This is a genomic window from Streptococcus sanguinis, assembly GCF_008329445.1.
Taxonomy (GTDB): domain Bacteria; phylum Bacillota; class Bacilli; order Lactobacillales; family Streptococcaceae; genus Streptococcus; species Streptococcus sanguinis_O.
This window is the reverse complement of sequence record NZ_VIBR01000001.1, coordinates 624,135-638,467: the sequence shown is the minus strand read 5'-3', so window position 1 is coordinate 638,467 and position 14,333 is coordinate 624,135. Positions and strand designations below refer to the sequence as shown.

The following is a 14,333-nucleotide window of genomic DNA, read 5'->3' as shown; positions in this document are numbered from 1 at the left end:
ACAATTACGATTTAGAACGAAAAATACGTTGCCACCAGTGTTGTTTGTGGGTTAGCAGCAAATTGTTTTTTAAGTCAAGTGACTCTTTTAATAATATATCACTTCTTTCCAGTTGCTCATCTTTTATTTTTAGCTGCTCTTTAAGATAGTCAACCTGATCAGTCAATATTTTGATAGTAGATTCACTTTCTATATTATTCTCTATATCAGGTATATCTTGAACTATATCTTCTTCTAGTGCTTTATCTATCATATACTGACTTCTATTTTTACCTGATTTCTTAGCTAATGTATCAATTCTATCTAGCTGTTCCTCTTCTATTTTAATATTGATTTGTCGCATTGTTCTATCTTTCCTTATATAGTTATTGAATTTATTTTATATAAGCATTATATCACAGATATAGAGCATTTAAAATTGAAATATCTGACTTATCCGATTATATATATCGTATATAATCTAGTCTATAAACCTTGAAATATTATATTTATTCCTATACCTCCGAAAGGTTCTCTCAGGGATCCCCGTCAATCGGGCTACGTCTTTGTCGGTATAGCCTTGATTATATAAACTAAAGGCATGCTGCAAGCGTTCGTCATTTTCTGTATAGAGTGCTTTCCTACCCTTGTACTTCCCTTCAGCTTTGGCAATTTCTATTCCCTGGCGCTGACGCTCTTTGATGCGCTCCCGCTCTGCCTGGGCTTGATACTTATACAGCTCTAAAATCAAGTTATTAAGCAACCGTCTGAGATTGTCATCCTCAATGCCTCGCAGGGTTGGAAGATTTAGCACCTCTAGGGTAGCTCCCTTAGCTTGAATGTCATTTATGACTTCTGTCAGTTCCTGATTGTTTCGTCCCAGGCGCTCCAGTTCACTGACAACCACAATATCACCCTCACGTATATACTCAAGGAGAGCCTGCAGCTGAGGACGCTCCTTACTAGCTCCGCTAGCCGCTTCTTGGAAAATCTTCTCACATCCCTTCAGCTGCTCCAGCTGCCGATCCAAATTCTGATCCGTGCTGCTGACTCGTGCATAAGCAATTTTTGTCATATGTTCCTCCTTATTTTTGCCGAACTCTATTGGCCGTGTCTTTTGACCAGTAAAATCAAGTTGCACGTGCAAGGCTAATAGGGTATACTCTATTGGCCTTCAATTGGTCGAAATTCCATAAACTCAACTTTCACGTTATAAAATTTAAAGCCTTCTTTGTAAACATATGGGGCTTTAAAGCCTTTTCCAGGAGTGATTTTAAAAACGAGTAATGTTTTGATAGTCGTTCTATTTCTTTGAAATATATCATCATAAGATATTTTTAATTCGATGAAAATAAAATCCTCTGAAATGCCATCTTTTAAAAACATAAAGTTAGGTAAAGCAATATCAATATCAACTGTTTCATCAACAATAATTTCACCTAAAGAAACCGGAAAAGATTCTTTAATATACAAGTGACTTTCTTCATCCAACTCTACTTTTTTTTAAAAGTGCTTTATCCAAAGATACCTTAGTAGCTTCACCTCTTCCTTTATTTTTCAATACCATATGAAAATGAGTTAGGTTGTTAGTATATCTCTCATAGATTATCTTATCTAATTCTGATGATGTCTCCTTGATTTTTTGTTCGGGCGAATCAAACGGAAAAGATATGGTTACTTCTTGTCTTCCCATTAATTCTTCAAATTCATTATTCATTGAGTTAAATCTTAAAATTGGTCTGTACTTAACAGCATCATCTTTTCTGGCTTGATTGGATTGATAATTTAATGTAACAATCAAACCTATCAATGTTATGACTGCTCCTAGAACAGCACCATAGAAAGACAACAAATCTCCTGCAGTCCACTCAGCTGCCAGCAAATGTATAGAGTCAAATTTAAAGGATAGATTGATAAGTAATGGTATTACAAGCAAAATGACAATAGCAATAATAATAACTTTTGGTAAATCATTCTTTTTCATGATAATAAAACCCTTTTCTATTTTGTTAAATCTTCTTTGGTTTCAATTTTACCATATAGACTCTGATTTGTTCTTCTTGCTTCAGCATTTTTTTCAAGTCTTTCATACTGAGTAAAGTCTTTGACGATACTATCAAACTTATCTTTCAGACCTTTACGCTCGACGGAGACCTCAATCACTTGTTTTTCAATATCTTTTGGATCTACTTCAGAAGGTATTGAATACTGCTCTAAAACCTGATAAGCAGCTTTTGCATCGATAGGGTTTTCCAAATGAATATCTTCCAGGGCAGAGGCTATCTTATTGAGTCGTTCAATTTTATCATCTAAACGTTTGAGAGATTGTTGCGTTTCTTCAATCTGTTCAATGAAACGATCCCTTAAATCATGAAACTGGTCTGAGTCAGAGACATTGTGACTGACAAGATAATTATATTCCTTGACTAACTGTTCCAATTTTGAAATATGAGGATTTTTAGTCAGCACATATTCGCCGCTCTCATAAGCCAGTTGATTGATTAAGGTTGAGCCTTTCATAAACTTATTGCTAGTAGAATTATCAGGATTGATGAAATAGAAAAAGTCAGATTTTTTGATAAAAATATCAAAGCTGCCATCTTCTTGTTTATCAATCAGCCGGTTAGGAATTTTTACAGTTCCCTGGTTTGCTATCCCGTATTGAATTTGTAGATAGATACCTGAGTCTGTCTCGTACTCGACTTGCCACGGTTCAATCTTGACCCTCTTTTCAAAGTCCTCAGCTTTTTCTGCTTGCAGCTTGTCATATTCAGTTTTGATTTTCTCTAAAGGATGAACAATTTCATTCTTTGCCAGGCGCTCCCTAATTTGATCTAAAGAGTACCGTCCTTTTTTGGATAAGGTACTGTCTCTAGTATTCCTCTTCTGTTCTTGATCTAGCAATTTGTATTTTGCATACTTCCCAGAAAAGTCAACCGCTAAATTTAAGACTTTTGCTTTATCCTGAAAATCGTCTAAGCTGGTTGAGTGTTTGAGCAAGAACTCAAGCCGAGATTTAATTTCTAACTTGAATGAATTTTCTCTGCGATAAGCTGCGTATTCCTTATGACCAAAAGGATTTTTTACAGCTATGATACTAGCACCAGCAACGTCCGCATGTTTATCAGAAATTTTCTCCAAGGCACTCTTGGTTTTTTTCTGCCAACGAAATTTATTAAGCGTAATCGAATTAGTCGAATTGATATAAATGTGATTGTGTAGATGGCCTTTATCTAAATGAGTTGCAATAACAAACTGATGGCTTCCACCTGTCAATTCAAGCGCAGTCTTTCGTCCAATCTCATGAACTTGCTCTGGTGTCAGATTATCTTCAGGAGAAAAGGACTGGATAACATGGTGAGCTAAAACATCATTTTTTGAAAGTTCTTCATTGTTAATAGGCCGACCTTTCTCTATATTGGCCAGCTGCTTGAGTTGCATCATTTCAGAAAAGGCTGAGTCCACATCGACCAACAAATTTCCAGAAACCAGCTGAGAGACGGGCTGACCATTAACAATTTTGATAGGAAAATTCAAGTCAGAATCTAGCAATTCTGTTCCAATCGTTTTTGCTCCATCTTTGATATATTTCAGACCTTCAACTAATTTATTGACTGATTTTATTTGTTTTACTTTTGTTACGACCAAGACATTTTTACCCCCGTCTTTCTTTTAGCAGCTTATCAATCTGAGAAATTTCATGGTTAAAATTTTCTTCCATCAAACGCTTTACTTCTGCGAGTGAGTGCTGTAAGTTTTGATAATTTTCTAAGCTGATTTCCTCGTTCGTGTTGACATATCTTGCTAGCTGGTTGATGTTCGTACCAATCCGATTTATCTCTGTTCTCAGTTTAATTAGTTCTGAATAATCTACCGTCACTACCTCACCAGTCAGCAGCATATAGCGAGCGTAGGTGTTAAAGTTAGTGAAATTATGATTTTCCATTCGGCGCTTAATTAAATCTCTTTCTTCTGGAGTCACCCGCATTTTTAGTTGGTGTTTCCGATATAATTTATTTTCATCACTCATAAAAATACCTCTTCAGTTTTTCTTGACATCTGCATCCCTACCGCTTATACTTTTCAAACTGGCAAGCATAGCAAGGTGGTACCACCTCACGCATTTTAAAAGATTTTCCAAACTCCAAAAACTGGCATTTTGCCAATTTAGGAGCAGGAAAACCTTTCAAAGTTTTGGGGAAATCCCCAAGCCCCTTGTCCGTCCTTTGGACGTTATTTGCTTTCAATTCTTGAAAGCAAATCGACCTTAACAGCCTGATAGGCTTCATCAGAAATAGAGTCCAGATAGTCAATCGTCTCTGTATATTCTAGAGACAATTCTGGATCAATCTCTTTCAAATCTTCTGCATCTTCGTCCAGTAAAGCAATAGCCTTTCTGCGTTTTGCTGCAATAAAATCTTCATTTCTGCTGTAACGTCCATTCTCAAAATAGAATAGATTTAGCAGTAGAGTTGTTTCAACATTTTCTGTCATTTCATGTTTCCTCCGTGGTCTTTCTTCGTTGCATAAAGCCGTCAGATAATTGAGCGACAATATCCTTTACAGGTTCAGCTGATTGTCGCTCTTCTCGGCTTTTTTTATTTCATCTTTCGCCGTCTCTTTCTCTTTTGACTCTAAAGTTTGTTCCTTGGATTGCTCTTTCAATCGGTCTAGCTTTTGTTGAAAAGCGTCCTTAGTCAATTCTTTGCTTTGATACTTTTCAAGAGCTTGGTCAATTCTAGAAATCAAACTATCAGCTTCTTTTTGAACAATTTTGATTTGCCCTTCTAAGTCACTAAGACCTTTTGGATCTTGCGTCCAACTTGCCAAATATCCAAAACTATATTCGCTTGTATCAAGTCCATAATGACTAGATACAACAAAGGCTACTGACTCCGCTTGCAATTCTGCAGTGCTTAAATTAAATGGAGTTTCCGCTCGTTTTTCCAAATTGTGTAAATCTGAATGCGCCATTTCATGAAAGATAGTTTTTAACGTATGCTGCTCAGACAAGCCTTTTTTGATAACAATTTCATTGCTGACAGGCGAGTAATACCCCTTGGCTCCCTTTGTGTTTTCGCTAAAAGAAATCGAAATACCGTTAGCTTCTGATACCTCTTTAGCAGACTTATAAAGATTGCCATAATCTTGATAAGAACCTTTCAATTCATAGACTGGTTTAGGCAATTCTTTCCCGTCTGTCTGAGAAACATCAAAGACTGGAACGAGCTTAAAAGATGTATAAGTTTGTTCGTTTCCGTCTTTATCAAGCAGCGGCTCATTCGTTTTTGGATCTCTTTTTTTCACTGTTATAGGAGCAAAAATCCGCAATGCTTTTTCTCCTTTATTAACACTTCTGCTAAATTCATCTTTCCATTTTTTGAAAGATGCAACATAAGAAGCTCTTGGATTTTGTCTCAAAATCATTTGAATATTCAGCGGCGAGTAATTGTGAAACTTACTCATAGCTAATAAATATTGCTTGTACGTGTCAGACTTGAAATAATCTTTTACTCCTTCTTTTAGAACTTGGGCAAGACCTTTACTATCTTTTTCAGCAATCAATTCAGCAACTGTTTTTTGCTGACCGGAAGAAGAAATATTTTCATTGTTAGAGTTATCAGATGCCAAAGGATTTGAGCCGTAAGAAATTTCTTCCTGATCAGACTTTCCGTCTCCGTCAGTATCTGGACTATAAGGATTGGTTCCCATGTTACGCTCTACAACGTCTGGAATTCCGTCCCCGTCTGAGTCCTTCTCAAATTCTGCAATACCCCATTTCTCATTCTGTTCAATCAATACCTCTTGTTGTGCCTCATACGCTTCTAAAGCACGATCCATCGCTTGATCTTTTTCTAATTGGGACTCACGTTCTGCTAAGACATTTTCTACTTTATTCATATTCAGTGTGCCGTCGTCGTTTAAAGCCTCCAAATCAAAAGGTGTCCTAATCTCAAACCCATTGATACTTTCAATACTTTCTAAAGTTGAATGCATGCTGTGTTCGATGAACATTTTAGGAGATAGTGGTTGACTTAAAGTTGCCTTTATCAAATCATATTCTTCCCCAAATTCTGATTTCGTTTTCGGCAGTTCTAACTTGTTTAATACAAATTCCTTAAACTCATCAAATGTACCATGTTCAATACCGCTACTTCTGTATACTGTTGATATTGTCTGGTTACTTCTTTCCTTTTTGGAATTTTGCTGAAAACGATCCAATACATTTTGTTCTTGATTTTCTGGCATTGATAAATTCTCCTTTAAAATTTCTGTTCCTTGATGTTGCTTCAAGGTTTCAAGCATTTGCTGGCCGCCATCAACAACAAACTCTTTATTTACCGATAGAGTTTTGATTTCGTTGTTCTTCTCAACAAAGACTCCCAAAATCGTTTTTTCTTGATTTAGAGCGTCTAACTCAACATTAAGTGTTTGATTAGGCTTCAGTAAAGTTGCTGGAAAAGAAGAGCTATCATCCGTCCTGAAAGCCAGCATCACATCCCGATCATCCGATCGGATGGCATTAGCTACATCCAAGCGCCCCATCTTCTCAACGGAAGACAAATCATCGAAGACAAAGGAGTCTGTTTCAAAAATTTCAGGCAACAATGGCATCAATTTCACTTTATCTCTAAACCCTAGCCCCAGGCTCAAGTTGGCAAAGTTCCCTTTTCCTGCTGCTACATCTTCTATAAATTGCTCAGAAAGGTTATCCACCCAATCAGAATATACAGGAGCAATCCCCGTCAAGTGCATCCAATGATGTTTTTCAAAATTCACCTGAAGCATCTGAACATCTTCCTTGTCCTGGTAGAAATAAGTAACCTTGCTATTTGCTAATTCCTGCAGATACCAGGAAGCTGATTTTTGAATATCATCCGCATAACGATTTAGAAAACGAATATCTTTATTCGTCGCATAGTGATAGCCTTTTCTAAGGCGCACACTTGACTTTTTAGGCCGGTCAATGTTAAAATATAATTGAACATTGGCAGGAAAATCAGGTTGAGCCTTTGGCTCTTCAGGCTGTGGTGCTGTCCTTGAAGGTTCGCCTTCTAAATAACCGGAATTGCGATTGATTAGTTCGCCCCCAATGTTATTATTTGGCTTTTGGCTTCGGTCAAGAGCTTTTTCTTTGCTCTCCTTTAAGGCATCGTTCCAGTCCATTTTATCCCTACCAGCTGGCATTGATGGCAAATCTGAACTGAAAGAAATTCCTTTATCGGCTAGGCGATTGATGAAAGTATTACCTGCTGTATCATTATCTACTGCTAAAGTGATTAGCTCCTGGTGTTTCCCATCTTTGAAAAAATCTGTAACCTCTGCTGTTTGAGATAGAAAGGTTGAATAGTTCTCAGGTTTGACCTGGGCTTTGATTTCTCCTAGTTCATACAAGAGTTCAGCAACGTGCCGGCTGATGGTTGACTCTTTCAAGCCATCCATTGCTATCAGTCTCACCTCAGATAATTCACCTTTGTGCAGCTCATAGTAACTCATTAAATCAATGGGAGCTTCTGCAAATACAAGACGCTTTGGCTGACCAATGTCAATATGCATTCCTGTTAGGCCGTCAGAAGCTCTCATAATCTGTTTTAAGCGTCCTCTTTCGTAGAGGTCATGATTTTCCCTTATCCCCTGTAAAGAAGCTCCTACGACCTCATTTTGGCCGTTTAAACTCTTAAAGACAATGATAGGCTCATAGTAATTGCCTGTCTTTTTTGTAGCTTGAGCTAAGACTCCTTTTTCACCGAAAAAGTCAATCGTTTCATCACTCAAGCCCCGAACATCCTTTAGATAGCTTCTTGCTTCAGTAAATTCTGTTTCATAGGGTTCTAAATAATTTTTAAAAGGTTCCTTTTCTGGTATCTTGCTGCTATCAAATACCTCAAAATTTCCCTCTTCTAAAAAGTGTTTAGCCTCTTTAAAAGAAATTTGCTGGCCTGTCAATTCTTCCTGGACGACTTGCACCATATTAAATACATCACCACCTTTTGAACGAGCAAACCAGTTGAAATAGTTTTCTTGAGCATTGATGGTAAAAGAGTCGTGTTCAACCCAAGAGTAAGTATGAGAACCAGTTCTTTTGAGTTGTATTCCAAGACTTGCAGCAACATCAAGGATTGAAAGTCTTTTTAATTCTTCAACACTAGCCATTCAAGCCACCTTCTTTCTCTGGCTGAACCTGGAGGAGCTGTTTTATATTTTCCTGCAGGTACTGCCATTCTTTTTTAGATGGTTGAACTTGCTCAACCTCCAAACTTCCTTGATAGTTTTTAGGGAAGCTGAATAATTGAGTCGCAACCGTCTGAAAATCTTCAAAATCCGCTGTCTGAACCAAAGATGCAACAAAAGCATTTAAAACATCCCCAGGTTCATCAGTAGCTGTAATATCCCCTTGTAATGCAAATTGTTTCAATGCTTCTGCCATCGTTGACAATTCAACGGCTGAAAAAATCGTTTCAAAATAACCAATCCCCCTTGTGTATTTTGTTGTTTCGAGCATATTGATTTTCCTCCACTTATAAAAACCTGCTGAAAATCTACAACAGGTTTCATCGTTCTAAAATTCTACCTCTAGCGGTAATTCTGTTTCTAATACTTCTCTTTCAGTTTTTTCAGGTACGAAAGTGTGCTTAACGTTAGCATCCCAATCATCCATATCTGACATTGACCGAATATAGCGATACCAATTTTTATCACTAGGGCTATTAGCTAGTTCTTTAGCCCGTGGATGCTGCTGCACGTCGGTCTTCTTATCCTTGAATACATGCTGCTTAGAGATAAAGACTAGAGCCTCGTCTACTCCTATTCTGGCCACCTCGTCTGGAGTTAATAAATCCCGTTGGATGGTTTGAATGGATTGACTGCTGGATCCTTGCGCTCCTCGAGTGATCGACTGACTTTTTACATTGATTGTCTGTTTCCCACTCCTCATTGAGAAGTATTTCATGGTATCCCCATCATTGGTTCCGAGAAAAAGCAGTGTAGCACAATTATTGAAAATTGTTTCCCACTGGTCTTTATACACCGTTTTTAGCTGGCTAATCGCTTGAATAATAATATCTATCGATATTTCACGGGAACGTACAGAAGACTGAACTTCCGTAAAAAATGGAAAGCGGCCAAAATTGACAAATTCATCTAAAATTAAGCGAATATGAAGTAAGTCCTCTGGCTGGCAAGTCGGATGTAGCCCCTGGAGAATTTTGTCTGCCGTTTTCGGTAACTCTCTAAACATCATGGTAAACATGACCGTTGCAATGAAGTTGAAAGACTTATCTGTTTCAGGAATGGCGATAAAGACTGCTGTTTTCTCTGTTTGCCATTTTTCCATTTCCATTGAGTCACGAGAGATTAAATTTCTAACGACATCATGGTCAAATGCTGCAAAAACAGTTGTCGCCATGATACGAACAGATGTAGCTGTCCGACCTTTTGCGTTATCTATAAAGAGCTGCCATTGTCGGCAAGCATAGTTTCCAGGTAGTTCTTCTTCTAGCTCTTCAAACATTCGCTCAACCGGGCTAGGAACGTCCTCATGCTCTCGTTGAATATTTCTCAGAAGATCGGCCACCTGAGGGAGATTAGGTTCATACTTTCCTAAAACCTTACCGTCAAAATAAAGAAAGCCAATCAATGCCCTGGTAAGGAGCATTTCTGCTTTATTCCAAAAATCTTCTCCCAGGTTATTTGAAACCTTTGTACCTTCTTTTAGAGCCGTTGCAACTCGGTCAATATCCATTTCATCATGCATATAGTGGAACACGTTGAATTGGTTGGAATTGATGAAGTTTACCAGGTCAAAAATCTTGATTGTAAAGCCATTATCTTCCAGCATTTTTCCGCACTCTCGAACTAAAAGCCCTTTGGGATCTGTAACCACAAAAGAGCCGTTCATCTGCATCAAATTAGGTTTTACAAAGGTATAGGTCTTACCATCCCCAGGCAAGCCTACTGTCAGTGTATTTTTGTTAAGCTGACGATTGAAAGGCAGCCGTTTGTTAAATAGCCCCATTCTGGCATTTTGAGTGAAAATCATATCATTTTCTGGTTCTTTATCCCGAAAGCTGGCCAGCTCCTTGACCGTTGCATAACGAGCTGAACCATATTCTTCACCGTATCGATAGCGTCCTCTGTCTCCTATCCGTAGATAGAACATTAGAACGATAAATAAAGCAATTCCTGCTCCGTACAAACTAACGGCAGTGAAGCTAAAATCAATTAAAGATTTACTACTCCAGTTTTCCAGCATCCAGTCTAAGCGAGCATTATCAAAGATAATAGCTCCTTCTGTTGCTGGTGCAAGATCATATAGCTTGACCAGCCAATGAGCCAAATAAGAAAAGATTAGTCCAGCTATCAGATAAGGTAAAAATTTCCGCTTCTTTTGCTCTGTAGTCATTTATAACCCCCTATCATCTTTAGCTAGAGTCTTCTTAGGTATAACTGCTTTTTCAACAGACTTAGCTTGAATTTCAACTTTTACTTGCTGCTTATAGTAAGCCAATTTTTCCTGAAGGTTCATATTTTTTGGGTTCTTAACCAGGTTATTTGTGAGCTTCTCAGCTTTTCCAGGATCAGTTAAATCATTTATAACCCCTTTGAAACTAGCCTCCAGAGCTTTCACATTTTTTGCATCGATAGCAATGGTACAGGTGCCGTCTTTATTGTCCTTGACAGCAAAACCAACCTCATAGCCTTTCAGATACTCCTCTAGCCGATCAGAATTAACCTCACTAACCATGAATGTTTGAAAGTGCTTTGTCTCACTGGTAGCCATGAATTTATTCCAGTTAGCCTTATCAGTAAATACCTTGCTCTCAGCTCGCTCTTTTACTTTTTGGTAGCTGCCCTCAAGCATTTGGTACATAGTCTTTAAAAACAACTCACCAGTCAGTTTATAAACATCTACTACCTTTGTTGCAACTCTTTCCTGATCCATTCCTACGCTCCTTTCTAAAAAAAGCGGTCATTATTTCTTAACTGACCGCTCTATTTGATTATTTGATTTCAGCTGATTTCTTCTTGAGAAAATAAGCACCAACTACAGCTAGCAAACCAGCTCCAGCCCAGGACATCATGATTTCTTCTTTTTCGCCAGTATAAGGGAGTTGCAGAGAGGTACTTGGTAAGGTTGCTTTTTCTCCTGATTGATTAGTAAGACTGATTGTCTTATCCGCATTGACTGTACCACCAACCACTTCAGCTGATACGGTATCAGTTGTTCCGTCTGCATAAGCAACCACAACTTGACTATCCTTTGTAGAGATTACCTGATAGCCCGTGTTTGTTTGGATTGGTGATGCAGAATTGACATTCGCCACAACCTGACCAGTTACTTGAGAAGTCGTTCCGACCTGACTTGCTCCGGTATCTGCAGCTGTTTGAGCTGAAACGTTAGGATTGTTAGTCGGAACGCTAATATTTGGGGTCAAGACCGCAGATCCCCCGTCAACTGTTGGAACTGTTACACCAGAACCAGCAGCAGTGTCTGTTGAAGCAGGTTGGGTTGTCGTGCTATCAGTTGGATTGCTGGTTGTTGGTTGAGAAGGCTTTGCATTGTCGTTATTTGTTGCTGGCTGAGTAGGTTTTACGTTGTCATTGCTTGTTGCTGGTACGCTTGTTTCTGTAGTTGGTTGAGTGGGTTGACTTGGAACAGATGGCGCTGTTGTGTCAGAAACTGGCGGAGTTGTTGGTGTAATTTCCCCGGTTGAAGGAACTGTTACAACCGCTGGCACGTCAGTAGAAGCTGGCACAGTTGCAGAGCTGTCATTCGCAAAAGCGGTCAGAGAGCTTGCTGAAGTCAATACTGCAACAGATGATAGTGCGATAAGTTTAGTCCATTTTTTCATTTTTTATACCTCATTATGTTTATAATTATATTTATAGTTATATTCCATTATCTGCCAAATTTTGATGTTTTTGGCTGACCGTCCAGGACATAGCCATAAACGGATTTTTTATCGATCTTGAAAGGGAGAGTTAAGCGACTTGTTTTTATGCTATCATCTGCTCCCTTAGTAGTGACCACAAAAGTTACTGAAATAGTATCTTTGGTGACTTTCTGATTTTCATAGATGGTTGACTGTAGCTGTTCTGACTTGACTTCTACTCCTTCCGATTTCATCTTCTTACTCAGAAAATTTGTTATATTTTCTTGATTTCCTGAGTAGTAGTTCGCAATGAAGAAGCGTCCTACTGCTTCCACCTGCCCCTGAGACTCTTCATCAGCTAGCCTTTTCTCCAGTTGCTTTATCTGGCTTGTCAGCTTCTGATTACTAATTGCCGCTTGAGCTGGTAATAGAGCAAGAGTGCCAATAGATAAGCCTAGCGCTCCAATAGCAGCGATTTTCCAAATGAAACCAGTAGACTTCTGTTTTCCTTTTGGTTGAGGGGCAATTTTTTTATTATTCGCTTTTGGTTGCAGTTCAACTTTCTGGGGTTCAACAGGAATAGTCGGCTGAATTGTTTTAGCCGGTTCCTGGGGAACCTGAAAAGGGTTATTGTTAGATGGAGGTGCTGAGATTGGCTTTTTAGGCTCTTGTTCCAGCTCTTTCTTGGGTTCTTCCTGGAACGAGGCCGTCTGCGACTTGTTCCGTTGAAGCAAAGAAAAGCCTTTTTTCTCTCGCTTCAGTCCGAAACCGGCTAGAGCTTCTTCTACTATCGCCTGCAAAGGAAGCATCAAATTCATCGTGTCTAGGATAGAGCCATCTTCAGCGACCTGCTCCAGAAACAACATGAAGGACTCTCTTCTGTCTTCTGCCCAGACAGACTTTTCATTGACATTAGCCAGGAGTTCATCCCGATTGGTGTATGTTTCTTGTTGTCTAGTCTGAATATTAGTGAGTCGGAACATGAGCATCACCGCCATTCTCAGCATTAGCAGCCTTGACTTGTGCAAATTGTTCAAACTCTTCTCTTGTTCTATTGGACTCAGCCATCAAAGCGAGAATATACTCAGCATCAGTAGCTTTTTGCTGCTTCAGCAAGTCTTTCTCTTTTTCAGCAAGTTGAGCCTTTTGACTCTTGATTTTTTCTAAATCCTTTTCTAGCTTCTCCAATTTTGCTTTCAGTTGTTGTGATTTTCTAGTGACCATTCTTTCTCTCCTTTTCGGTTTCTAGTTGCTTGAGCTGCTTGATGCAGTCGTTGTCGTTTCTTCTTCTGGATGGCTTGTTTCTGACTGAGAGGCTATCCCAGTAGAAGAAGGCAAATCCATTAGAGCCATTGTTTCAATTTTACTGATTTTGAATTTCCCGTTATCTTCAGAGTAGCTCAGCTTTAAGACAGTTTCATTTTGAACGTCTTTAACAGCTGAGTCATAGTTCTTCTTCTCGTCTAGTAACGTGTTCGTGTAACGTACTTGAGCAAGCACCTGATGATTTTTTTCATCAATATAGATTTCTGAACCTTGATATTCAAAATCTACGACAAAGCCTTTATAAGTCTGATTTTGAGGTTCATCTTCTTTGGCGACTTCCTGGGAATACATACCTTCGGTCATGTATTCCTTGTAGCGCTTGCGGTTTTCCCCTAGATCCTTTTTTGTGTAATAGTTGAGCAGAAATTCCTCAACATCTTTCTGTTTCACATTAAAAGAACTGCTGGCAACGGTTGTTTTTTGCTTTGGCTTTTCTTGTGTCTTGGTCTTAGTGGAACCTTGACCGGCTGAAAATCCGATTAAGGCTGCCAGAATGACTAGTAAAATCCAACCAACGATTTTCAAAATCTTAATTTTTTTAAGGTCTAGCAATGATTTCACTCCTCCTTATTCATATCTTCTAGGTTGATGACTCCTGGCGCATATTCATCTGTTTGTTGGCCAGCTTCCCCAACCGGATTGAGATTGACAATCTCAATCTTATCAATCAGCTGCTTTCCGTCTACCTCCTTATAAGTCAGTTTCAGGCTGTAGCTATTGGTTGTTCGGACTGTCTTTTGTTGGTCTTCCTCCCGTTTCTTCTGGCTCACACTATCATAATCATAGGTCACAGTCGCAAAGACAACCGGTTCCTCCGTACCTACATAGATTTTAGCTGACTTGTAGCGGAAATTTTGCATGAGGGATGTTCGGACTTTAAAGCCTGGATCCTCCTCATTGGCCAACTCTTCCTGATAGGCTTGCTTTGTCAAGTAAGGCTGATAGTCTTCTCGATTTGAGCCTACCTTGTCTTTGTTAAAATAGGCCTTTAAAAACTCTGTTACCTGACGACTGGCAATCTGGCTGTTGCTCTCATTAGAACTATTTTTGTGGCCACTTTGCCAGAAGAACATCAGGAGAAGAATCAAAACAATACCCCCTCCCAATCCAATGAGTTTAAAGAATTTTACCTTTCTTTCGTCAATCATGTGTACT

Annotated in this window: 16 protein-coding genes; all 16 read right to left on the bottom strand. The window is 38.8% G+C overall.

Annotated elements, in window-relative coordinates; translation table 11 throughout:
• Window positions 1-4: 4 nt before the first annotated feature.
• The 16 genes from FKX92_RS03330 to FKX92_RS03250 all read right to left on the bottom strand — a co-directional run bounded on the left by FKX92_RS03330 (window position 5) and on the right by FKX92_RS03250 (window position 14,326).
• The gene (locus FKX92_RS03330) at window positions 5-343 is read right to left on the bottom strand and encodes a ribbon-helix-helix protein, CopG family (RefSeq protein WP_149565529.1); all 339 of its coding nucleotides are present in this window, start codon (window positions 341-343) and stop codon (window positions 5-7) included.
• 117 nt (window positions 344-460) lie between these two features.
• Window positions 461-1,054: a recombinase family protein gene (locus FKX92_RS03325; protein WP_149565528.1), complete on the bottom strand. Its 594-nt coding sequence runs from the start codon at window positions 1,052-1,054 to the stop codon at window positions 461-463.
• 89 nt (window positions 1,055-1,143) lie between these two features.
• Window positions 1,144-1,452 carry a hypothetical protein gene (locus tag FKX92_RS03320; protein WP_149565527.1) on the bottom strand — a complete coding sequence of 103 codons (309 nt, stop codon included), beginning with the start codon at window positions 1,450-1,452 and terminating at the stop codon, window positions 1,144-1,146.
• A gap of 10 nt (window positions 1,453-1,462) precedes the next feature.
• Window positions 1,463-1,963 (bottom strand): hypothetical protein, encoded by a 501-nt coding sequence (locus tag FKX92_RS12025; RefSeq protein ID WP_187759372.1) that lies wholly within the window; start codon window positions 1,961-1,963, stop codon window positions 1,463-1,465.
• Window positions 1,964-1,980: 17 nt separating this feature from the next.
• Window positions 1,981-3,627 carry a helical hairpin domain-containing protein gene (locus tag FKX92_RS03310; RefSeq protein WP_149565526.1) on the bottom strand — a complete coding sequence of 549 codons (1,647 nt, stop codon included), beginning with the start codon at window positions 3,625-3,627 and terminating at the stop codon, window positions 1,981-1,983.
• 7 nt (window positions 3,628-3,634) lie between these two features.
• The gene (locus tag FKX92_RS03305) at window positions 3,635-4,009 is read right to left on the bottom strand and encodes a plasmid mobilization protein (RefSeq protein WP_149565525.1); all 375 of its coding nucleotides are present in this window, start codon (window positions 4,007-4,009) and stop codon (window positions 3,635-3,637) included.
• A gap of 203 nt (window positions 4,010-4,212) precedes the next feature.
• A complete protein-coding gene (locus FKX92_RS03295; RefSeq protein ID WP_149565523.1) occupies window positions 4,213-4,473 on the bottom strand; it encodes a transcriptional regulator in 261 nt (86 codons plus the stop codon).
• 66 nt (window positions 4,474-4,539) lie between these two features.
• Window positions 4,540-8,133 (bottom strand): PBECR4 domain-containing protein, encoded by a 3,594-nt coding sequence (locus FKX92_RS12115; RefSeq protein WP_149565522.1) that lies wholly within the window; start codon window positions 8,131-8,133, stop codon window positions 4,540-4,542.
• Window positions 8,126-8,482 (bottom strand): hypothetical protein, encoded by a 357-nt coding sequence (locus FKX92_RS03285; RefSeq protein ID WP_149565521.1) that lies wholly within the window; start codon window positions 8,480-8,482, stop codon window positions 8,126-8,128. The genes FKX92_RS12115 and FKX92_RS03285 overlap by 8 nt, the downstream gene beginning before the upstream one ends.
• A 57-nt stretch (window positions 8,483-8,539) precedes the next feature.
• Window positions 8,540-10,381, bottom strand: coding sequence for a VirD4-like conjugal transfer protein, CD1115 family (locus tag FKX92_RS03280; protein ID WP_149565520.1), 1,842 nt, complete (start codon window positions 10,379-10,381; stop codon window positions 8,540-8,542).
• The gene (locus FKX92_RS03275; protein WP_149565519.1) at window positions 10,382-10,921 is read right to left on the bottom strand and encodes a DUF3801 domain-containing protein; all 540 of its coding nucleotides are present in this window, start codon (window positions 10,919-10,921) and stop codon (window positions 10,382-10,384) included.
• 58 nt (window positions 10,922-10,979) lie between these two features.
• Window positions 10,980-11,831, bottom strand: coding sequence for an LPXTG cell wall anchor domain-containing protein (locus tag FKX92_RS03270; RefSeq protein ID WP_149565518.1), 852 nt, complete (start codon window positions 11,829-11,831; stop codon window positions 10,980-10,982).
• 47 nt (window positions 11,832-11,878) lie between these two features.
• On the bottom strand, window positions 11,879-12,835 hold the full coding sequence (locus FKX92_RS03265; protein WP_149565517.1) for a hypothetical protein: 957 nt from the start codon (window positions 12,833-12,835) through the stop codon (window positions 11,879-11,881).
• Window positions 12,819-13,076 (bottom strand): hypothetical protein, encoded by a 258-nt coding sequence (locus FKX92_RS03260; protein ID WP_149565516.1) that lies wholly within the window; start codon window positions 13,074-13,076, stop codon window positions 12,819-12,821. The genes FKX92_RS03265 and FKX92_RS03260 overlap by 17 nt, the downstream gene beginning before the upstream one ends.
• 21 nt (window positions 13,077-13,097) lie before the next feature.
• Window positions 13,098-13,739 (bottom strand): hypothetical protein, encoded by a 642-nt coding sequence (locus tag FKX92_RS03255; RefSeq protein ID WP_149565515.1) that lies wholly within the window; start codon window positions 13,737-13,739, stop codon window positions 13,098-13,100.
• Entirely contained in the window at window positions 13,736-14,326 is a 591-nt protein-coding gene (locus FKX92_RS03250; RefSeq protein WP_149565514.1) for a hypothetical protein, read from the bottom strand. The genes FKX92_RS03255 and FKX92_RS03250 overlap by 4 nt, the downstream gene beginning before the upstream one ends.
• Window positions 14,327-14,333: the final 7 nt, after the last annotated feature.

What these genes read in the sequence shown, in the direction of transcription:
- FKX92_RS12115 (WP_149565522.1), bottom strand. Translation starts at nt 8,133, where the DNA reads ATGGCTAGTGTTGAAGAATTAAAAAGACTTTCAATCCTTGATGTTGCT.
- FKX92_RS03280 (WP_149565520.1), bottom strand. Translation starts at nt 10,381, where the DNA reads ATGACTACAGAGCAAAAGAAGCGGAAATTTTTACCTTATCTGATAGCT.
- FKX92_RS03270 (WP_149565518.1), bottom strand. Translation starts at nt 11,831, where the DNA reads ATGAAAAAATGGACTAAACTTATCGCACTATCATCTGTTGCAGTATTG.
- FKX92_RS03275 (WP_149565519.1), bottom strand. Translation starts at nt 10,921, where the DNA reads ATGGATCAGGAAAGAGTTGCAACAAAGGTAGTAGATGTTTATAAACTG.
- FKX92_RS03330 (WP_149565529.1), bottom strand. Translation starts at nt 343, where the DNA reads ATGCGACAAATCAATATTAAAATAGAAGAGGAACAGCTAGATAGAATT.
- FKX92_RS12025 (WP_187759372.1), bottom strand. Translation starts at nt 1,963, where the DNA reads ATGAAAAAGAATGATTTACCAAAAGTTATTATTATTGCTATTGTCATT.
- FKX92_RS03250 (WP_149565514.1), bottom strand. Translation starts at nt 14,326, where the DNA reads ATGATTGACGAAAGAAAGGTAAAATTCTTTAAACTCATTGGATTGGGA.
- FKX92_RS03325 (WP_149565528.1), bottom strand. Translation starts at nt 1,054, where the DNA reads ATGACAAAAATTGCTTATGCACGAGTCAGCAGCACGGATCAGAATTTG.
- FKX92_RS03260 (WP_149565516.1), bottom strand. Translation starts at nt 13,076, where the DNA reads ATGGTCACTAGAAAATCACAACAACTGAAAGCAAAATTGGAGAAGCTA.
- FKX92_RS03305 (WP_149565525.1), bottom strand. Translation starts at nt 4,009, where the DNA reads ATGAGTGATGAAAATAAATTATATCGGAAACACCAACTAAAAATGCGG.
- FKX92_RS03285 (WP_149565521.1), bottom strand. Translation starts at nt 8,482, where the DNA reads ATGCTCGAAACAACAAAATACACAAGGGGGATTGGTTATTTTGAAACG.
- FKX92_RS03265 (WP_149565517.1), bottom strand. Translation starts at nt 12,835, where the DNA reads ATGTTCCGACTCACTAATATTCAGACTAGACAACAAGAAACATACACC.
- FKX92_RS03295 (WP_149565523.1), bottom strand. Translation starts at nt 4,473, where the DNA reads ATGACAGAAAATGTTGAAACAACTCTACTGCTAAATCTATTCTATTTT.